18 protein-coding genes are annotated in these 18,599 nt (G+C 68.2%); 6 read left to right on the top strand and 12 right to left on the bottom strand.

The annotated features are described in order from the left end of the window. Positions 1-54: 54 nt before the first annotated feature. The 10 genes from DW2_RS11345 to DW2_RS11300 all read right to left on the bottom strand — a co-directional run bounded on the left by DW2_RS11345 (position 55) and on the right by DW2_RS11300 (position 9,592). The gene (locus tag DW2_RS11345) at positions 55-819 is read right to left on the bottom strand and encodes a glycerophosphodiester phosphodiesterase family protein (protein ID WP_156102952.1); all 765 of its coding nucleotides are present in this window, start codon (positions 817-819) and stop codon (positions 55-57) included. Continuing rightward, complete coding sequence (locus tag DW2_RS11340) at positions 819-1,277, bottom strand: RidA family protein (protein WP_038146736.1); 459 nt, start codon at positions 1,275-1,277, stop codon at positions 819-821. The genes DW2_RS11345 and DW2_RS11340 overlap by 1 nt, the downstream gene beginning before the upstream one ends. Positions 1,278-1,376: 99 nt before the next feature. Then, entirely contained in the window at positions 1,377-1,676 is a 300-nt protein-coding gene (locus tag DW2_RS11335; RefSeq protein WP_238321314.1) for a hypothetical protein, read from the bottom strand. Between the two features lie 61 nt (positions 1,677-1,737). Beyond that, on the bottom strand, positions 1,738-2,514 hold the full coding sequence (locus DW2_RS11330; protein WP_038146567.1) for a DUF6478 family protein: 777 nt from the start codon (positions 2,512-2,514) through the stop codon (positions 1,738-1,740). 134 nt (positions 2,515-2,648) lie between these two features. Further along, positions 2,649-3,299: a hypothetical protein gene (locus DW2_RS11325; RefSeq protein ID WP_038146566.1), complete on the bottom strand. Its 651-nt coding sequence runs from the start codon at positions 3,297-3,299 to the stop codon at positions 2,649-2,651. Positions 3,300-3,365: 66 nt separating this feature from the next. Next, on the bottom strand, positions 3,366-4,004 hold the full coding sequence (locus DW2_RS11320; protein WP_038146564.1) for an ATP-binding cassette domain-containing protein: 639 nt from the start codon (positions 4,002-4,004) through the stop codon (positions 3,366-3,368). Further along, positions 4,001-5,656, bottom strand: coding sequence for an ABC transporter permease (locus DW2_RS11315; protein ID WP_038146562.1), 1,656 nt, complete (start codon positions 5,654-5,656; stop codon positions 4,001-4,003). Before DW2_RS11315 ends, DW2_RS11320 begins: the two co-directional genes overlap by 4 nt. Positions 5,657-5,663: 7 nt before the next feature. Beyond that, entirely contained in the window at positions 5,664-6,857 is a 1,194-nt protein-coding gene (locus DW2_RS11310; protein ID WP_038146559.1) for an ABC transporter substrate-binding protein, read from the bottom strand. An 18-nt stretch (positions 6,858-6,875) separates the two neighbouring features. After that, entirely contained in the window at positions 6,876-7,481 is a 606-nt protein-coding gene (locus DW2_RS11305) for a CDP-alcohol phosphatidyltransferase family protein (RefSeq protein ID WP_038146557.1), read from the bottom strand. After that, a complete protein-coding gene (locus DW2_RS11300; protein WP_038146554.1) occupies positions 7,478-9,592 on the bottom strand; it encodes an FAD-dependent oxidoreductase in 2,115 nt (704 codons plus the stop codon). The genes DW2_RS11305 and DW2_RS11300 overlap by 4 nt, the downstream gene beginning before the upstream one ends. Positions 9,593-9,727: 135 nt before the next feature. Here DW2_RS11300 and DW2_RS11295 point away from each other — a divergent pair, with 135 nt between their 5' ends. Further along, entirely contained in the window at positions 9,728-10,549 is an 822-nt protein-coding gene (locus DW2_RS11295) for a glucosamine kinase nucleotide-binding domain-containing protein (RefSeq protein ID WP_038146552.1), read from the top strand. Next, positions 10,546-11,679, top strand: coding sequence for an N-acetylglucosamine-6-phosphate deacetylase (gene nagA / locus DW2_RS11290; protein WP_038146550.1), 1,134 nt, complete (start codon positions 10,546-10,548; stop codon positions 11,677-11,679). The genes DW2_RS11295 and nagA overlap by 4 nt, the downstream gene beginning before the upstream one ends. On the opposite strand, the gene serB is transcribed toward nagA, so the two are convergent. Next, positions 11,676-12,551, bottom strand: a complete 876-nt coding sequence (gene serB, locus DW2_RS11285; protein ID WP_038146548.1) for a phosphoserine phosphatase SerB — start codon at positions 12,549-12,551, stop codon at positions 11,676-11,678. The two genes, nagA and serB, sit on opposite strands and share 4 nt — an antisense overlap. A 146-nt stretch (positions 12,552-12,697) precedes the next feature. Here serB and DW2_RS11280 point away from each other — a divergent pair, with 146 nt between their 5' ends. The 3 genes from DW2_RS11280 to DW2_RS11270 all read left to right on the top strand — a co-directional run bounded on the left by DW2_RS11280 (position 12,698) and on the right by DW2_RS11270 (position 16,313). Beyond that, a complete protein-coding gene (locus tag DW2_RS11280) occupies positions 12,698-13,843 on the top strand; it encodes a phosphoserine transaminase (protein WP_038146545.1) in 1,146 nt (381 codons plus the stop codon). A gap of 73 nt (positions 13,844-13,916) precedes the next feature. Further along, positions 13,917-15,512, top strand: coding sequence for a phosphoglycerate dehydrogenase (gene serA, locus DW2_RS11275; RefSeq protein ID WP_038146542.1), 1,596 nt, complete (start codon positions 13,917-13,919; stop codon positions 15,510-15,512). Between the two features lie 66 nt (positions 15,513-15,578). Next, positions 15,579-16,313 (top strand): metallophosphoesterase family protein, encoded by a 735-nt coding sequence (locus tag DW2_RS11270; RefSeq protein ID WP_038146541.1) that lies wholly within the window; start codon positions 15,579-15,581, stop codon positions 16,311-16,313. Positions 16,314-16,317: 4 nt separating this feature from the next. Here the strand turns inward: DW2_RS11270 and DW2_RS11265 are convergent, their stop codons facing one another. Next, on the bottom strand, positions 16,318-17,190 hold the full coding sequence (locus DW2_RS11265; RefSeq protein WP_038146734.1) for an MBL fold metallo-hydrolase: 873 nt from the start codon (positions 17,188-17,190) through the stop codon (positions 16,318-16,320). Positions 17,191-17,354: 164 nt separating this feature from the next. Here DW2_RS11265 and DW2_RS11260 point away from each other — a divergent pair, with 164 nt between their 5' ends. Beyond that, positions 17,355-18,530: an acetyl-CoA C-acyltransferase family protein gene (locus DW2_RS11260; protein WP_038146539.1), complete on the top strand. Its 1,176-nt coding sequence runs from the start codon at positions 17,355-17,357 to the stop codon at positions 18,528-18,530. Positions 18,531-18,599: the final 69 nt, after the last annotated feature.

Here is an 18,599-nt window from a genome sequence, read left to right as displayed (position 1 = left end):
CCCCGAGAGATTGCGGTTCGGTATGCCCTGAATCTGTGGCCGAGGGACGCCCGGTCAAGCAGGCAGCGCCGAAAGATAGCCCTCGAAGGTCACGTTGTCGGCCACCTGACGCGCCAGCGCCTCGTCATCGACCGAGCGGATCGTCCAGCACAGGATCGGGACACCGAGCGCCTTCAGCTCCGCCACGCGCGCCGCGCTCAGATCCTTCGCCTCATGCGAGATGAAGGCCGCCTTCACACGATCGAAATCGGGGATGTGACGCAGCTCCTCGCCGCGCGCGACAGGCAGCAAGGCCCAGTCATCCTGCAGATAGGCAGAGGTGGTCAGCCCGACCGGGATGTCGGGGGCGTATCTCGAGAAAGCCTCGACCGCATGCGGATTGAAGGACATCACCGCGACCGGACCCTCATAGTCCTTCAAGAGCGCGGCGGCCGCCTCCTCGAGCGCTCCGACCGAAAGGCCAAGCGCGCCATCCTGATCCTTCAGCTCCACCAGAAGCGGCACCCGCCCGCCGACAAGCTCGAGGATCTCGGCGAAGGTCGGGATGCCTTCCTCCCCGCCCTTGAGCCGGATCGCACCGAGTTCCGCGGCGCTGCGCCCGCGCACCGGGCCGGTTTCCTCGGTCAGCCGGTGGAGCGAATAATCGTGGAACACGACCGGCACGCCATCGGCCGAGAGCTGCAGGTCGATCTCGATGCCGTAGCCCGCCTCGATCGCGGCACGGATCGCGGCGCGGCTGTTCTCGGGCCGCCCCAGGGAAAGGTCATGCAAAGCGCGATGCGCGATCGGCAGGCGCAGGAAATCCGGATGAAGCGCCATCACTCGACCTCGAAAATCGCTTCGATCTCGACCGCGACGCCGAGCGGAAGGGAGGCCGCCGAGACCGCGGAGCGCGCGTGCCGCCCTGCGTCACCGAACACCTCGACCATCAGATCGGAACAGCCGTTGACGACCTTGGGCTGGTCGGTGAACTCGGCGGTGGAGTTGACGAAGCCCACCAGTTTCACGACCCGTTTCACCCGGTCGAGATCACCGAGCGCCGCCTTGGCCTGCGCGATCAGCGCGAGACCGCAGAACCGCGCCGCAAGCGCGCCCTCCACCACGTCCATGCCGGCGCCGAGCTTTCCGACGATCAGCCCTTCGGGACCGTTCGAGATCTGCCCGGAGACGAAGAGGTGCTGGCCGCTGCGCACATAGGGCACGTAATTGGCCGCCGGGGCGGGCGCTTCGGGAAGGGTGATGCCGAGCTCCGCGAGCCGCGCTTCGATCCTGGACATGAAAGCCTCCATCGCTGTCGCGGGGAAGCTAGGCATATGCAGCATTTCCCGCAAGCGGAAAGGGGGCGCTTCGAGACCTCTCGCGAAGGGGTGAGGTGCTCAGGCCTCGCTCTCGGCGCAATGCTGCCGGAACGCCCGCTTCAACAGGTCGAGCTCGGCCCGCAGCAGGTCGATCTCCGCGCGCAGATCCTCGGCCAGCGGGGCGCCGGCGACGAGGGTGAAGCTGTCGATCGGCTCGCTTTCGCCCTTGCGGCAGACGAGGAAGCTCAACACGCCCTCGTTGAGCGCCGAAACCGGGATCGGCTGGGTGATGCGCCAGTCTCCGGGTTTGCCCGAAACGGCAAGCCCCTCGAGCACCTCGCCCAGGTGGCGCACCTCGAGATCGGGGGATTCGGGCATGCGGCTCGTGGCCTCCCAACAGCCGCCCCGTATCCGTGTCGCTTCCAGCATCCGTCCTCCGTCACAACTCCGCACGCGGATAGCGCGCGAAGGTCATATCGCGCAGAACGACTTCGTTCATGCGCGGGCTTTCGAAGATGATATCCACCCAGGCCTTCTCGAGCCGCCGCTCGTTCATCCGGGTATAGGCGAGATCGAATTCCACGAATTGGCCACCGCCGCCGGGCGGCAATTCCCGCACGAGCTGCTCGCTATTGGGACCGTGCTTGATGTTGAGCCGGCAGAAGATCTCCAGCGGCCGCTCCATCGCGACATCCATCTCCAGACGCAGCAGGTGATTGAGCTGCAACCCGCGCAGCGCGCTTTCGGGCAGGTCGAGCACGAAGGAGAGAAACGAGCCCTCGAAGCGCAGCACGTCCATCCGCAACCCGTAGGGTGCGACCGTGCCGGGGCCGCTGGTGCGGATCTGGCGCAGGGTGATCTCGGAGGCGGGGCAATCGTGAAAGAGCGTCAGCTCGCGCCCGAGCATCGTGCGGTTTTCCGCCCCCGCGATACCGACCGGCTGCACCGGGACGCGCCAGATCTCGGGGCGCCAGACCCAGTCACTCCCTGAGGGCCGGGGAAGCGCGGCCGTCCCTGGAAAGGCGCTGCGCAGGCGCGCCTCGCTCTGGCGCAGAACATCTTCGAGGGCGTTGCGCAGGAGCCGGGCGCGGCCGCGCAGGCTGCGCAGGGCCTCGGCATCCATCTGCTTGGTGGCGCGGGCGGCCCGGTTCCAGCGTCGCAGGGCGCGGCGTTCGAGCACCCGATCGAGCAGCGATGAGCCACGCATCCCAGCCATTGCCCCGATCGTCCCCCTTCGCCTCGCCGCGTTCCGGGCCAACGGACCCGGCCCAACGACACCACTTATTTCTTATCAAGCCCCTCACGAAAAGGGCAAATCTGCTGCGGTGGCTGGTCTTGTCGGGGGGGCGCTCAGTTCGCGGCGCGGATCGCCGCGACGAATTCGCGCAAAAGGCGACGTTGAGCGTCATAACTCATCTCGCCATCCTTGAGCGGCATCACCGAGAGCGCGACGATCCGCCCGCCGATATCGCTGATCCCGCGCAGATAGGTATCGGCGACGGGCGGGCCGCCCTGCTTCGAGCGGTCGGTCACGCGCAGCATCAGCACGTCGCCCGAGATCTCGGACTTGTCGATCGTCACGTCGCCCGCTTCCCCCGACCGCGCGAGCGCTGCCCGGCCAAGCTCGGAGCGGAAGAAGGTTCCGTTCTGGGGGAGCCGGTCCTTTCCGAACGTGCCGCTCGCATCCGTGACGGCGGGCGGACCGACCGTCACGCTCAGAAGCGCGGGCAGCGGGGCATGGGCATCATCGGGATTGCGGGAAATCGCGGCGCAATTGCCGAAGAGCGCAAAGCCCCCCGCGCCGGAATCGCGCAGGCTCTTGGGGTCGATGCACCAGCCTTTCGGCGCGGTCACGGTCAGCGCGCCATTGGCGAGCTTGGTGCGCGACTGGGCGACCTGGGCCGTGCCGAACTCCCCCGGCACGCAGCCGGAAAGCGTGCCGATCAGCGCCGTGAGAACGGCAAGGGCGCGGGCGTGGCGGAAGACGGGGTTTGCGAACATGCCCTTGGGAATAAGGCCTGTACCGGGGTCTCGCAAGCCTGCATGCGCGGAGATCCGCCGGTGCGCTCAGCGCCGCAGGGTCACCACCCGCGCCGCGGCCTGCGCGTCGCTCTCGTCATGACTCACCATCAAGGCGGGGATCGCGCGGGCCCGGATATGACCGAGCACGAAGGCGCGGATCTCGGCGCGCAGATCGGCATCGAGCGCGGCGAAGGGCTCGTCGATCAGGATCGCGCGCGGCTCGGCCAGAAGCGCGCGCATCAGCGCGACTCGTGTGCGTTGCCCGCCCGACAGCGTCGCCGGGTCGCGATCCTCCATTCCGGCAAGCCCCGCCTGCCCGAGCGCTCGCGCCACCGCCGCCTTGCGCGCCGACCGGCCCTTGAGATGCGCTGCGAGGCCGAAGGCGAGATTGTCGCCCACCGAGAGATGCGGGAAGAGCTGCGCCTGCTGGAACAGCATCCCGATCCCGCGCCGTTCCGCCGGCAGCCGCATCACCTCTACCCCCTCGAGCCGCACCGAGCCTGTCGTGCGAAACCCGCGCGGCAGGTGGCCGCCGATATGCGCAAGAAGGCTCGACTTGCCGATGCCGGAGGGGCCCATCACGCAGACCACCTCCCCCGGCGCGACGCGCAAGGAGAGCGGAGCGAAAAGCGGGGCGCGCGCGTCCGGCGCGGTCAGGCTCACGTCGAGCAGTTCGAGGCTCATGCCAGTCCTCCCCGAAGGCCCTTGCGGTTGCGATGCCACCAGGCGGGGAGCGCGAGCGCCAGCGCGAACCCGGCCCAGGGAAGCGCCGCCTGCATCAGTGCGAGCACCGCGGCGAGCCGCCGATCCGCCCCCGAGGCGAGCGCCACCGCCTCCGTCGCGAGCGCCTGAACGCGTCCCGCCCCCGGCAGCAGCACGGCGAGATATTGCGCGACCGACACCGCCACCCCGATCGCCGCCGCCGCCGCGAGCGGCCCGAGAAGAACCGGCAGTTTCACCCGCCAGAGCCTGCGCCCCGGCCCCGCACCCAGGCTCGCGGCACTCGCCAGCAGCCCCGGATCGAGCGCGCGCCACGGCCCCGCCAGCGCGATCATCACATAGGGAAAGACGAAGAGCAGTTCCGCCCATGTCACCGCCACCGCCCCGGGCGGCAGGCCCAGCCAGAGAAAGCCGGTCGTCAGTCCTTGCAGGAAGCCGATCTGCGGCAGCAGAAGCGGCAGCACGATCAGCGCACCGAGCGGCAGGCGCCTTCCCGCGCGATCCTCGCTTTCGAGCCACAGGACCGCGAGCATCAGCGCCAGCGCGGTCGAGGCGACCGCCAGAGCGAGGCTCGTGGCGAAGGGTCCGGCCCAGTCCGCGGCGGCCCATCGTTGCAGGCTCAGGCGCGCCGGGACCGCTTCGGGGAAGCGCCAGATACTCGCGAGGCTCCAAAGCACCAGCGCGCCCAGCGATCCGAGCGTGAGAACACCGCCGACGGCGGCGGGCCACCCCCCGATCCAGTTGCGCCGGGCATGTCCTCGCCGCCCCGCCGCGACCGCGCGCCGCCCGAGCGCGGCGATCGCCCGCTCTCCCGTCAGCCAGAGGCCGGCGCATCCCGCCATCACCGCCAGCAACAGCACCGCCAGCGCCGAGGCCGGCACCGCCTGCGCCGGATCGGGCGCGCCATAGAGCCGCAAGATCCGCACCGCGAGAGTCGGCGGGTTCGACGGCCCGAGGATCAACGCCATGTCCACCACCGATAGAGAGAAGGCGAGCACGATCAGCACCGGCAGCCGCAGCGCGGGATAAAGCTGCGGCCAGACGATCCGGGCCCAAGCACGCCCCGGCGCGTAACCCAGCGCCCGGCCTGCCGCCATCTGGGCCGCCAGCGGCTTCTGCGCCGCCGCGACCAGAGTCATCAGGGTCAGGAACGGCACTTCCTTCAGCATCAGCCCGAGGATCAGCGTGAGCCCCCACGGATCGCCCACGGTGACGATCTGCGGCGGCAGATCCCATCCCGTCGCCCAGGGCGAGATCAGCCGCGCGGTCCAGCCCGAGGGCGCAATGAGAAAGGCCAGCCCGATCGCCAGCGCCGCATGGGGCACCGCCAGCAGCGGCGTCAGCCAGCGCGCCGACGCCTCCCGCGTCACCAACCAGCGCGAGAGCGGGATCGAGGCCGCGAGCGACAGCACCGTCGCCCCGATCCCGGTCACCAGCGTCAGCCGCAGCGAGGTGTCGATCCCCGGCAGGGAAAGCGCCTCCATGACCCCGCCCCAGCCCGGTGTCACCCGCCCCAGCCCCGGCTGCCAGCCGAAACCGGTCGCGACGGTCAGCGCCGTGCCCAGCGCGACCGGCCCGCCGATCACCAGCGTCAGGATCAGCCCGGCAAGCCGCATCGCAACCTCACTTCGTGTAGCGCCGCGCCCAATCCTCGGTGAGCCGGGTCATCCAGCTCGGATGCGGCTCGGGAAGGGTCGGGCCGAGCGCCTCCAGCGTGGGCAGCGCCGGCGCCGTGGGCAGCCCCACGAAGGCCGCCTTCGCCCCATCGTCCAGCTTCGCCGGATCGAGCACCGAGAAGCTGCCCAGGACGCTGATATCCTGCATATGCGCCTGCGTGGCCGGGTCGAGCAGGAAATTCGCCACCAGCTCCGCCCCCGCCTTGTGCGCCGCGTTATAGGGGATCGCGACGAAGGAGATATTGCCGATCGTCCCGCCTTGCGGCACCCAGACCCGCACCGAAGGCGGCAGCACGCCCTGCTCGATCAACGCCGCCGGCGCGGCCGGGTCGAAATGCATCCCGAAATCGACCTCGCCATCGGCCAGAAGCTGCGCCTGAGCGCTCTCGTTTTCCGGGAAGGCCTCGCCCTTGCGCCACATCAGCGGCCGCAACTGGTCATACCACGCCCAGAGCGGTGCGGTTTCCTTGTCATAGGCCGCATCGGTGACCGGACTGGCCAGAGCCTCCGGGTCGGGCGCCATCTCGACCAGCGCCTGCTTGAGGAAAGTCGCGCCGATGAAATTCGACGGGTTGGGATGGGTGAACCGGCCCGGATGCGCCTGTGCCCAATCGAGCAGCCCCGCCATGTCCGCGGGCGGCGTCGTCACCCGTTCGGAATCGTAGTCGAAGACGAATTTCGCGAGCCGCCACGGCGCCTCAAAGCCTTCGGTCGGCACGGTGAAATCGGTGCTCGCCGCCGCGCCTTCGGAAAGGTCGAGATATTTCGCATTGGGCAGATCCGCCACGAAAGGCCCATGCAGCAGACCCGCCTCTTTCATCGCGAGGAAATTCGGCCCGTTGATCCAGATGAGATCGACCGCGCCGCCCTCGTCCTGACCCGCCGCCTTTTCCGCCTGTACGCGCGACACCGCCTCGGCCGTATCGGTGAGCTTCACCTGCTCGACCGTCACGCCGTATCTCTCCTGCATCCGGTCCGAGACCCATTCGATGAAGGCGTTTGTGCGGGGATCCCCGCCCCAGGCGTTGAAATAGACGGTCTGGCCTTTCGCCTCCGCCTGCGTTTGCGCCCAATCGGCAAGCGCGGGGGTGGCGAGCATTGGCAAGGCCAGCAGGGATAGCGCGGCGGTTCTGGTTCTCATACTCACTCTCACTCCGATTTACGAAAAGGCCCGCCAACCCATCAGCCAACGGGTCGCGGTGGTCACGAAACAGGCGGCGGAAAAGATCGCCGCAAGGATCGGGAAGGCCTGCGGGAACAGGCAGATCGCGGCGAAGAAGAGGATCGTCTCGGTCCCCTCGGTCAGACCGCCCAGATAGTAGATGCCCTTGGTGGGATAGCTCTCGGCACTCATCCCGCGCTTGGCCGCGATCGAGGCGAAGGCGAGAAAGCTCGACCCGGTGCCGACGAAAGCGGCGATCAGGATCGCGGCGGGCAGCGCGTTGCGCGCAGGATCGGCCAGCGCGAACCCCACCGGGATCAGCGCGTAGAACAGGAAATCGAAGGCGATATCGAGGAAGGCCCCGCGATCGGTCGGGCCGTTGATCCGCGCGATCGCGCCGTCGAGCCCGTCCGCGATCCGGTTGAGCAAGATCAGGACCAGCGCCGGCCAATAGGCCCCGAAGGCCAGCGCGGGGATCGCGAGAAGGCCCAGCGCGAAGCCCGCCACCGTGACCTGATCGGCGCGAATGCCGCGCGCGGCCAGGGCCTCGGCGGGCGGCTGCATCATCGCGCGCTGCAGGGGCAGGAGAGCGGCGTCGATCATCCGCGCCTCCGGGTCATGAAGCGCTCCGCGATGCGCAGCGTGCGCGGGTTCACATGCGCCTGCCGCCAGCGCCCGGCGGCGTTCTTCGCCGCCTCCGACCAGCTCGGATAGACATGCGGCGTGGCGAGGATCTTGCCCAGACCCAGCCCGTGACGCATCGCAAGCACGAATTCGGCCAGCACCTCGGCCGCATGAGCGCCCAGCACGGTCACGCCGAGGATCTTGTCCGACCCCTTCGCGGTCACGACTCGCACCAAGCCTTCGCCCGCGCCCTCCGCCAGCGCCCGATCCAGATCGCCGAGGGGATAGGTCGTGACCTCATGCGCGACACCCTCGGCCTCCGCCTCCGCCGCCGTCATCCCGACCCGTGCCAGTTCCGGCGAGGTGAAGACCGCATGCGGGATCGGCGCGCCATGGGCCTTGAAGCGCCAGAAGGGTGCCGCGAGCGCATTGGCCGCCGCGATCCAGCCCTGATGACCGGCGGCATTGGTCAGTTGCCGCGGCCCCGCGGCGTCTCCGGCGGCGTAGATATTCGGCATCAGCGTCTCGAGATAGTCGTTGGTCTCGATCACGCGGCCCGTCGGGATGCCCAGTTCCTCCAGCCCGAACCCCTCGAGCCGCGCCTTGCGCCCGACCGCGACCAGGAGCATGTCGAAACCGATCTTCGTGCCGTCCTCGAGCTCGAGCCATTTCCCGTCATCGCGCCCGAAGCGGATCGCTTTCGCGCCAAGACGCAGATCGACCCCATCGGCGCGCAGCGCCGCAGCGATGGCATCGGAAGCTTCGACATCCTCCCGGATCAGCAACCGCTCCGCCGCTTCGATCAGCGTCACCCCCGCGCCAAGCCGCACCAGCGCCTGCGCGATCTCGCAGCCGATCGGGCCGCCGCCCAGGATCACCATGCGCGCGGGAGGCGCCGGCAGGGCCGCCAGCGCGTCCCAGAGCGTGTCCGAGGTGAGCGGCTCGACCGATCCGATCCCCTCGATCGGCGGGATCACCGGCGCCGCCCCGGTCGCCAGAACGATCCCGCGCGCAGTCAGACGCTGATCGCCCACGCGCACCGTCCACGGGTCCTCGAGCCGCGCGTGGCCCTCGATCACCTCGACCCCGAGCCCCTCGTAACGCTCCACGGAATCATTGGGTTCGATCTGCGCGATCACCTCGGAGATCCGCTTCGTGACCCTCGGCCAATCGACCGAGACCTCGGCTTTCACCCCGAGCGCTTGCGAGCCGCGCGCGGCGCCGGCCGCCCGCGCCGAGGCGATCAGCGCCTTCGAGGGCACGCAGCCGAAATTCAGGCAATCGCCCCCCATCGGGCCGTCCTGAACGAGCGTCACCTTCGCCCGCGCCTGCGCGGCCACATAAGAGGCCACCAGCCCCGCCGCCCCCGCGCCGATCACGATCAGGTTGCGATCGAATTTCACGGGCCGCTCAAGGCCGCGATAGGCGCGCTTTCGCGCCCAGAACCGCAGCGCGGCTCGCGCGATCCAGGGAAAGACCGCAAGCGCCGCGAAGGCCCCGAGCACCCCCGGCGAGACGATCCCCGAAAGGCTGTCGAGCGTGCCGAGCTGCGCGCCCGCGGCGACATAGACGGCGGTGCCGGGCAGCATCCCGACCTGGCTCACGAGATAATAGCGCCACGCCTTCATCCGCGTCAGGCCGAAGGCGAGGTTGATGACGAAGAACGGCACGACCGGGATCAGCCGCAGCGAGAACAGGAAGAACTCGCCGTCGCGCGCGACGCCCCGCTCGATCTTCGATAGCCGCGGGCCAAGCCGCCCGCGCACCCAGTCGCGCATCAGGTAGCGCGCCACCAGAAACGCCAGCAGCGCCCCGAGCGAGGAGGCGAAGGAGATCAGCACCAACCCCTTCCAGAAGCCCAGAAGCGCCGCGCCCAGAAGCGTCAGCCACACCGCGAGCGGCAGCGACAGCGCCGTGACCGCGACATAGAGCGCGAAGAAGCCCGCCGGGAGCGCCACCGGATGCGCCGCCTGCCAGTCGGCGACCCCATCGCGCAGCGCGCGCAGACGGTCGGGGTCGGGATCGGCCACGAGCACCGTCGCAACCACCGCGATCGCGATCAGGACAAGGAATATCAAAGGTTTGCGCATGAAGCTCCCGGTCGGTTTTTCCCAGTGATAGAGGGATCGTTGTCTTTCCCCAAGTCGTTTCACGCCGAGGCGTTGTTACGGCCCTTCCTCTCGGATCGGGGATTTGGCACTGTTACGCTCAAAACGGAGGCAGGGATGCATTTTCTGGGTGTCGACGGCGGAGGCACCGGCTGCCGCGCGGTTCTGGCCGACGCGACGGGCCGGGTGATCGGCCGCGGCGAGGCGGGCCCCGCCAATATCGCGAGCGATTTCGGGGGTGCATTGGCCAATATCCTTGCCGCCTGCGATGCGGCGATGGCGGGGTTCGCGCCCGGCGAACTGCGCGCGGTGCTCGGGCTCGCGGGCGCCAACCTCTCCGGCCAGGGCGAGATGCTCGTCACCCGCCTGCCGTTTCGCGCCCGCGTGGTGCAGGACGTGACGATCTCCGTGCGCGGCGCGCTCGGGCGCGAGGACGGGATCGTCGCGGCGCTCGGAACCGGCTCGGTCTTCGCGCGCCAGCTCGACGGCCATCTCCACACGATCGGCGGCTGGGGGCTGCGGCTCGGCGACGAGGGATCGGGCGCCTGGATCGGCCGGGCGCTCGGGGCCCGCGCGGCGCGCGCGCTCGACGGGTTCTGCCCGCTCACCCCCCTTCTGCGCACGCTTCTCGAACAGATGGATGGCGGCGCGGGGCTGTTGCGGTTCAGCCTGAGCGCGACGCCCGCCGACTGGGCCGCGCTCGCGCCGCGTGTGCTGGGCTCCGAAGACCCGGCGGCGGTCGCGATCCGCAGCGAAGCCGCGTCCGACATCCGGGAGGCGATCGCGCTGCTGCAGCCCGAATCGGATCTGCCGGTGACATGGATCGGCGGGCTCGGTCCGACCCTCGCTCTCCCCGACTGGCCCAGCACTCCCGCGCGCGGATCCGCGCTCGACGGTGCGCTTTCGCTGGCGATGGAGGATGCGTTTTGGAGCGAATGATCCTGCAGGGCGCGCGCCTTTTCGACGGCGAGCGGTTTCTCGAGAACCAGGCAATCTTGCTGGAACAGGGTCGCATTTCCGGCCTGTGTCCGCTCGATGACGCGCCCGAGGGCAGGCGGATCGCACTCCCCGGCGGCACGCTTGCGCCGGGCCTCGTCGATCTTCAGGTCAACGGTGGCGGGGGCGTGATGCTGGACGGCGATGCCCGCCTGGAGACGCTCTCCACGATCTGTGCGGCCCATGCGCGGCTCGGGGCGACGACGCTGCTGCCCACTCTGATCACCGACAGCCGCGCGGCGATGCAAAGCACGCTGGCCGCCGGGATCGCGGCGGTGGGGCGCGTGCCGGGCTTTGCCGGTCTGCATCTGGAAGGCCCGCATCTCGATCCCCGGCGCCCCGGCTGCCACCCGCCCCAGCATATCCGTCCGATGGAGGAGGGGGATCTCGAGATCCTGCTCGAGGCGAAGACCGCGCTGCCCGCGCTGATCGTCACGCTCTCCCCCGCCGCCGCGACCCCGCGCCAGATCGAGCGGCTTTCCGAGGCGGGCATCATCGTCAGTCTCGGCCATAGCGATTGCGGTTTCGCGCAAGCGCAGGAGGCGATCGCGGCCGGGGCGCGGATGGTCACCCATCTCTACAACGCGATGAGCCAGCTCGGCTCGCGCGAACCGGGGCTCGTGGGCGCGGCCCTTGCAAGCGGTGTCTCGGCCGGACTGATCGCGGATGGCATCCATGTTCACCCCGCCTCGATCCGGCTCGCGCTTGCGGCCAAGCAGGCGGGCGAGGTGTTCCTCGTTTCCGATGCGATGGCCTGCGCCGGGACCGGGCTGGATGGTTTCGATCTCGCCGGGCGGCGAATCGCGCGGCGCGACGGCGCGCTGCGGCTCGAGGACGGCACCCTGGCGGGGGCGGATCTGTCCCTCCCGCAGGCGATCCGCTTCATGATCGAGACGGTCGGCATCGCCCCGGAGCGCGCATTGGCGATGGCCACGCGCATCCCCGCGGCACAGATCGGCGCGCCCGTGGGCCGGATCGCTCCGGGCCTCGCCGCCGATCTGGTGCATTTCGATGAAACCTGGCGTCCCACCCGGATCTGGCAGGGCGGCCGGGAAATCGCGCCGCTCGCTTAGGAGGCGAATTCCTCGACCGAATAGCCCTGTATATAGAGCAGCGCGCTCAGATCGCCGTAATTGATCCGGATGTCGCATTGCGCGGCCACGGCGGGCTTGGCATGCAGTGCGACGCCCGCCCCGGCAAGGTGCAGCATGCCCAGATCGTTCGCCCCGTCGCCGACCGCCATCACCTCGGCATGGTCGAGCTTCAGTCTTTCCGAAATTTCCAGCAAAGCCTGAACCTTCGCCTCGCGCCCGAGGATCGGCTGGGCGGGAATACCCACCAGCTTTCCGTCCTCGATCAGCAAGCGGTTGGCCCGGTTCTCGTCGAAGCCCAGGGCCTCGGCGACATAGCCGGTGAAGGCCGTGAACCCGCCCGAGACCAGCACGCAATAGGCGCCGTTCGCCTTCATCGTCGCCACCAGATCATGCCCGCCCGGCATGAAGGTGATGCGTTCCGCGATGACCTGTCCGATCACCTCTTCGCGCAGGCCCTTCAACAGCCCGACCCGCTCGGTCAGCGCGCCCTCGAAATCCAGCTCGCCATTCATCGCCCGCGCGGTGATCTCCTTCACCCGCTCGCCGACGCCCGCCACATCGGCCAGCTCGTCGATGCATTCCTGCTGGATCATCGTCGAATCCATGTCGGCGACGAGCATCTTCTTGCGGCGCCCCTCGCGCGGCTGCACGACCAGATCGACGCCGAGCCCCTGCAGCCCCTCCCAGCTCTGCGCCGCGTTCGAGGGCACTTCCTCGACGCTGAATTCCGCCGCGACATTGGGGTTGAGCCAGCGCGCGTCACCCCCGCCCCAGGCACCGCAGAGCGCATCGAGCGTGGCCTGATCCAGATTGGCCTCTTTCGGGTCGGCGATCAGCGTGGCGGTGAACATGCGCGCTCCTTGGGAATGTCGTATCCGTGACCTGAACCGGCGCATTAGACCAAATTTCCCCCTTGCGCCAGAGCCGGGCGAGGCGTATCTGCGGCGATGGGACACCCCTCCCCAACGAGGGGCGCTTATCTGGAAGGATACCAGCAATGGCTATTCAAGCTCCGGCAACGCGGCCGGCGAATCCGCGTTTCTCTTCGGGCCCCTGCACGAAGATCCCCGGTTTCTCCCTCGACATGCTCAATGACGCCCCCCTGGGCCGTTCGCACCGTGCCGCCATCGGCAAGGCGAAGCTGAAAGAGGCGATCGAAACCACCCGCGAAATTCTGGGCGTGCCTGCCGATTACCGCATCGGCATCGTGCCCGCCTCCGATACCGGCGCGGTCGAGATGGCCCTCTGGTCGCTGCTCGGCGAGCGCAAGGCGACCATGTGCGCCTGGGAAAGCTTTGGCGCCGGCTGGGTGACCGACGTGGTCAAGCAGCTCAAGATCGACGCCGAGGTGAAGACCGCCGAATATGGCGAGATCGTCGATTTCTCGACCGTCGATTTCAACACCGATGTCGTCTTTACCTGGAACGGCACCACTTCGGGCGTGCGCGTCCCCAATGGCGACGCGATCCCCGCCGACCGCGAAGGGCTGACCATCTGCGACGCCACCTCGGCCGCTTTCGCGATGGAGCTGCCCTGGGACAAGCTCGACGTCACCACCTTCTCCTGGCAGAAAGTGCTGGGCGGCGAGGGTGGTCATGGCGTGCTGATCCTTTCCCCGCGCGCCGTCGAGCGCCTGGAAAACTACACCCCCGCCTGGCCGCTGCCGAAGATCTTCCGCATGACCAAGGGCGGCAAGCTGATCGAGGGCATCTTCGTCGGCGAGACGATCAACACCCCGTCAATGCTCTGCGTCGAGGATTACCTCGTCTCGCTGAACTGGGCGAAATCGGTGGGCGGGCTCAAGGGCCTGATCGAACGCGCCACGGCCAATGCCAAGACCGTCTGGGATTTCTGCGACGCGAAACCGTGGATCGCGAATCTCGCGAAGGACCCGGCGACCGCCTCGACCACGTCGGTCTGCGTCAAGTTCACCGACGATCGCATCAAGGACGGCGCGGCGTTTGCCAAGGCCGTGGCCAAGCGGCTCGAGAAGGAAGGCGCAGGTCTTGATCTCGGCGCCTATCGCGACGCCCCGGCCGGCCTGCGCATCTGGTGCGGCTCGACCGTCGAGCAGGCGGATGTCGCGGCGCTGATGCCCTGGATCGAATACGCTTTTGAAGCCGAGATCGCGGCGCAAGCCTGATCGAAAACGACTGATCGGCGGGCCGCGACGGCCCGTCCTTTCCCGAATTTCTGAAAATTCAAGGAGCCCAGACATGGCCCCCAAGGTTCTCGTCTCCGACAAGCTCTCGGAAACCGCCGTCCAGATCTTCCGTGACCGTGGCATCGAGGTCGATTTCGAACCCTCGCTCGGCAAGGACAAGGAAAAGCTCGCCGAGGTGATCGGCAAATATGACGGCCTCGCGATCCGTTCGGCCACCAAGGTGACCGCGAAACTGCTCGAAGGTGCGACCAATCTGAAGGTCGTCGGCCGCGCCGGTATCGGCACCGACAACGTGGACAAGGAAGCGGCGTCCAAGAAGGGCGTGATCGTGATGAACACGCCCTTCGGCAACATGATCACCACGGCCGAGCATGCGATCGCGCTGATGTTCGCGGTCGCCCGCCAGATCCCCGAAGCCGACGCCTCGACCCAGGCCGGCAAGTGGGAGAAGTCGAAATTCATGGGTGTCGAGCTGACCGGCAAGACCCTCGGCGTGATCGGTGCGGGCAATATCGGCGGCATCGTCTGCGACCGCGCCCGCGGCCTGAAGATGAAGGTCGTGGCCTACGATCCCTATCTGGGCGAGGAGAAGGCGGCCAATATGGGCGTCGAGAAGGTCGAGCTCGAGGAACTGCTCAAGCGCGCCGATTTCATCACCCTCCACGTTCCGCTCACCGAGCAGACCCGCAACATCCTGTCGCGCGAGAACCTGCAGAAGACCAAGCCGGGCGTGCGGATCATCAACTGCGCCCGTGGCGGCCTGGTCGACGAGCAGGCGCTGGCCGATCTGATCAAGTCGGGCCATGTCGCGGGCGCCGCCTTCGACGTGTTCTCCGAAGAGCCCGCCACCGAGAACCCGCTTTTCGGCCTGCCGAACGTGGTCTGCACCCCGCATCTGGGCGCCTCGACCACCGAAGCACAGGAAAACGTGGCCCTTCAGGTCGCCGAGCAGATGGCCAACTACCTGCTCGACGGCGCGGTCGAGAACGCGCTCAACATGCCCTCGATGACCGCCGAAGAGGCGAAGGTCATGGGCCCGTGGGTGAAGCTCGCGCAGCACCTGGGCGGTTTCATCGGACAGATGACCGAGGACGCGATCAAGGCGATCAACATCACCTTCGACGGCGTGGCCTCCGAGATGAACCTCAAGGCGCTCGACGCCGCCGTGGTCTCGGGCATCCTGAAAGCCTCGCAGCCCGACGTGAACATGGTCTCGGCCCCGGTCATCGCGAAAGAGCGCGGGATCCAGATCTCGACCACCTCGCAGGACCAGACCGGCGTGTTCGAAGGCTATATCAAGGTCACCGTGGTCTCCGAGAGCAAGGAACGCTCGATCGCGGGCACCGTCTTCTCCGACGGCAAGCCGCGCTTCATCCAGATCAAGGGCATCAATATCGACGCCGAGGTGGGCGAGCACATGCTCTACACCACCAACGAGGACGTGCCCGGCATCATCGGCAAGCTCGGCACCATCCTCGGCGAGAACGGCGTGAACCTCGCGAACTTCACGTTGGGCCGCGCCAAACAGGGCGGCGAGGCGATCGCGATTGCCTATGTGGACGAGGAAATCACCCCGGAGACCGTCGAGGCGCTCAAGGGCTCGGGCTACTTCAAGCAGGTGAAGGCGCTGGAATTCACCCTCGGCTGATCTAGCTGAACACTCGATCGGGGCCCCTCGCAGCTGCGGGGGGCCTTTTCAGTTTTCGGAGGCGACATGCGAACCTATGCGATCGGCGACATTCACGGCCAGTTCGAGAAACTTCTGGGCGCCCATGAGCTGATCGCGGAAGATCGCGCCGCCTGCGGCGAGACCGAGGCCCCGATCGTCCATGTCGGCGATCTCGTCGATCGCGGCCCCGACTCGGCGGGGGTGATCTCGCATCTGATGGAGGGGCAGGCCCGCGGCGAGGCCTGGGTGGTGCTGCGCGGCAATCACGACCGGATGTTCCTCGGCTTTCTCGAGGATCCCTTCACCGAGGATCCGCTCCTGAGCCGCCATGTCACCTATCTCAATCCGCGCGTCGGCGGCGAGGCGACGCTGGCGAGCTACGGGATCGCCGGTGCGTTCTCGCGCCCGACCGAGGAAGTGGCCCAGGAGCTGTCCGCCATCCCGCAGGCCCATCGCGACTGGCTGGCGGAGCAGCCCGCCTACCATCTGCGCGGCGAGGCGCTCTTCGTCCATGCCGGGATCCGCCCGGGCGTCGATCTGCACGACCAGACCGAGGACGATCTTCTGTGGATCCGCGAGCCCTTCCTGTCCGACACCCGCGACCACGGCGCGCTCGTCGTGCACGGGCATACGAATATCGAGGCGGCCACCCATTACGGCAACCGCCTCAATCTCGACAGCGGCGCGGGCTATGGGCATCCGCTTTCGGCCGCGGTGATCGAGGGCCGCGACGCCTGGCTCCTGACGCCTCAGGGCCGCGTCCCGCTCTTGCCGCTCTGAGCGGTCAGCGCGGCTCGAAGTAATCCAGCGGGATCTTCAGATAGCTGCGGCCGTTGCCCTCGGCCTCGGGCTTGCGCCCGCCCCGGATATTCACCTGCAGCGCGGCCAGCATCAGTTTCGGCAGCGGCAGGGTCGCATCGCGCGCCTCGCGGGTCTCGATGAATTCCTCGCGCGAGATCCCGTCCTTCACATGCTTGTTCGAGGCCCGGTGCTCGGCCACCGTGGCGCCGGTTTGCGGCTCCTCGCCCTCGCCCGGGTAGTCATGCCCGATGAAGAGGCGGGTCTCTTCCGGCAGGTCGAGGATCGCCCGGATAGACTCCCAGAGTTCCGACGCCGATCCGCCCGGGAAATCGGCCCGGCTGGTGCCGCGTTCGGGCTGCATCAGGGTGTCATGCACGAAGGCCGCATCGCCGGTGACATAGGTGATCGAGGCCAGCGTATGCCCCGTGGACAGCATCACCCTCACCTCGAGATTGCCGATCTTGAAGGTCTCGCCCTCGGCAAAGAGATGGTCCCATTGCCGCCCGTCCTGCGCCAGATCCGGCGTGTTGTAGATATCGGCCCAGAGCGCCTGCACCTTGCGCACGCGCTCGCCGATGCCGCGTTTCGCCCCCAGCTCCTCGGCGAGCCAGACCGCGGCGGAGAAGTGATCGGCATGGGGATGGGTGTCGAGCACCCAGTCAATCTCGATCCCCTCGGCCTTCACATATTCGAGAATGCGGCGCGCATTGCCCAGGCTGGTCGCCGCTGCCATCGGGTCGTAATCCCAGACCGGGTCGATCACCGCCCCCTTCATCGTCTCGGGGTCGTGGAACACGTATTGCCAGCTTCCGGTCGGCTTGTCCCAGAAGCCCTTCACGACGGGTTTCGCGCTCATGGCCGCCTCCTGTTTCATATTCTTCTTTTCGCATGTGTTCGCCGGGCGCGTCATTTCAACCCCGCCCGGTCATCTTGTGACGTCTCGTCACTATGACGCGGGGCTTCTGGTTCGGGTTCCCCCGAGCCGCTAGCATGCGCCCGACCCATTGAAGGAGGTTTCCCATGACCGGCATCGTCATCCTTTCCGGCACCCGCACCGCCATCGGCACGTTCGGCGGCGCGCTGTCGGGTTTCGCGCCCATCGATCTGGCCACGCTCGTCGCCAAGGAAGCCATCGCCCGGGCCGGGATCGCGCCCGAGAAGATCGGCCAGAGCGTCTTCGGCCACATCATCAATACCGAGCCCCGCGACATGTACCTGTCGCGCGTCGCGGCGGTGAATGCGGGCGTCCCCGTGGGCACGCCGGCGATGAACGTGAACCGCCTGTGCGGCTCGGGCGTGCAGGCGATCGTCTCGGCGGCGCAGATGCTGATGCTGGGCGACGCCGATTTCGCGCTGGCCGGCGGCGCCGAGGTAATGAGCAAATCGCCCTATATCCTGCCCGCGGCCCGGTTCGGGCAGAAGATGGGCGATGCGCGGATGATCGACATGATGACCGGCACGCTCCACTGCCCCTTCGGCTCCGGCCATATGGGCGTCACCGCCGAGAACGTGGCCGCCGAATGCACGATCACACGCGCCGCTCAGGACGCCTTCGCGATGCAAAGCCAGGAGCGCGCGGCGAAGGCCATCGCCGCGGGACATTTCAAGGACGAGATCACCCCGGTCGAGATCACCTCGCGCAAGGGCACCGTCACCTTCGACACCGACGAGCATCCGAAAGCCACCAGCCTCGAGAAGCTCGCGGGCCTCAAACCGGTCTTCCAGAAGGACGGCTCGGTGACGGCGGGCAATGCGAGCGGGATCAATGACGGCGCGGCCGCCCTCGTTCTCGCCCGCGAGGATGCCGCCGCGGCCGCGGGCCTCACCCCGCGCGCGAAGATCACCGGCTACGCCATCGCGGGCGTGCGCCCCGAGGTGATGGGCCTCGGCCCGATCCCCGCCGTGCGCGCGCTTCTGGAGAAGACCGGGATGCAGGCCGCCGATTTCGACTGGATCGAGAGCAACGAGGCCTTTGCCTCGCAGGCCATCGCCGTCTCGCGCGAGCTGGGCCTCGACCCGGAGAAGGTGAACCCCGATGGCGGCGCGATCGCGCTCGGCCACCCGGTCGGCGCGACCGGCGCGATCCTGACCGTGAAGGCGCTGCACGCGCTCGAGCGCACCGGCGGCAAACGCGCGCTGATCACCATGTGCATCGGTGGCGGCCAGGGCATCGCGCTCGCCATCGAGCGGGTCTGACGCCTCGGGACGGGCGGGAATTGATCGGCATTTTCCCGATTTCCCCCGCCCGTGCCCCCCATCGCGGTT

Origin of the sequence: Thioclava atlantica (assembly GCF_000737065.1) — a bacterium.
Lineage (GTDB): Bacteria > Pseudomonadota > Alphaproteobacteria > Rhodobacterales > Rhodobacteraceae > Thioclava > Thioclava atlantica.
Note: the sequence above shows the minus strand (reverse complement) of the source record. Positions and strands in the feature narration are given on the sequence as shown.

Excerpts from the sequence above, each read along its gene's own strand:
- DW2_RS11345 (WP_156102952.1), bottom strand. The coding sequence starts at position 819 with ATGGCGCTTCATCCGGATTTCCTGCGCCTGCCGATCGCGCATCGCGCT.
- DW2_RS11340 (WP_038146736.1), bottom strand. The coding sequence starts at position 1,277 with ATGTCCAGGATCGAAGCGCGGCTCGCGGAGCTCGGCATCACCCTTCCC.
- DW2_RS11335 (WP_238321314.1), bottom strand. The coding sequence starts at position 1,676 with ATGCCCGAATCCCCCGATCTCGAGGTGCGCCACCTGGGCGAGGTGCTC.
- DW2_RS11330 (WP_038146567.1), bottom strand. The coding sequence starts at position 2,514 with ATGGCTGGGATGCGTGGCTCATCGCTGCTCGATCGGGTGCTCGAACGC.
- DW2_RS11325 (WP_038146566.1), bottom strand. The coding sequence starts at position 3,299 with ATGTTCGCAAACCCCGTCTTCCGCCACGCCCGCGCCCTTGCCGTTCTC.
- DW2_RS11320 (WP_038146564.1), bottom strand. The coding sequence starts at position 4,004 with ATGAGCCTCGAACTGCTCGACGTGAGCCTGACCGCGCCGGACGCGCGC.
- DW2_RS11315 (WP_038146562.1), bottom strand. The coding sequence starts at position 5,656 with ATGCGGCTTGCCGGGCTGATCCTGACGCTGGTGATCGGCGGGCCGGTC.
- DW2_RS11310 (WP_038146559.1), bottom strand. The coding sequence starts at position 6,857 with ATGAGAACCAGAACCGCCGCGCTATCCCTGCTGGCCTTGCCAATGCTC.
- DW2_RS11305 (WP_038146557.1), bottom strand. The coding sequence starts at position 7,481 with ATGATCGACGCCGCTCTCCTGCCCCTGCAGCGCGCGATGATGCAGCCG.
- DW2_RS11300 (WP_038146554.1), bottom strand. The coding sequence starts at position 9,592 with ATGCGCAAACCTTTGATATTCCTTGTCCTGATCGCGATCGCGGTGGTT.
- DW2_RS11295 (WP_038146552.1), top strand. The coding sequence starts at position 9,728 with ATGCATTTTCTGGGTGTCGACGGCGGAGGCACCGGCTGCCGCGCGGTT.
- nagA (WP_038146550.1), top strand. The coding sequence starts at position 10,546 with ATGATCCTGCAGGGCGCGCGCCTTTTCGACGGCGAGCGGTTTCTCGAG.
- serB (WP_038146548.1), bottom strand. The coding sequence starts at position 12,551 with ATGTTCACCGCCACGCTGATCGCCGACCCGAAAGAGGCCAATCTGGAT.
- DW2_RS11280 (WP_038146545.1), top strand. The coding sequence starts at position 12,698 with ATGGCTATTCAAGCTCCGGCAACGCGGCCGGCGAATCCGCGTTTCTCT.
- serA (WP_038146542.1), top strand. The coding sequence starts at position 13,917 with ATGGCCCCCAAGGTTCTCGTCTCCGACAAGCTCTCGGAAACCGCCGTC.
- DW2_RS11270 (WP_038146541.1), top strand. The coding sequence starts at position 15,579 with ATGCGAACCTATGCGATCGGCGACATTCACGGCCAGTTCGAGAAACTT.
- DW2_RS11265 (WP_038146734.1), bottom strand. The coding sequence starts at position 17,190 with ATGAGCGCGAAACCCGTCGTGAAGGGCTTCTGGGACAAGCCGACCGGA.
- DW2_RS11260 (WP_038146539.1), top strand. The coding sequence starts at position 17,355 with ATGACCGGCATCGTCATCCTTTCCGGCACCCGCACCGCCATCGGCACG.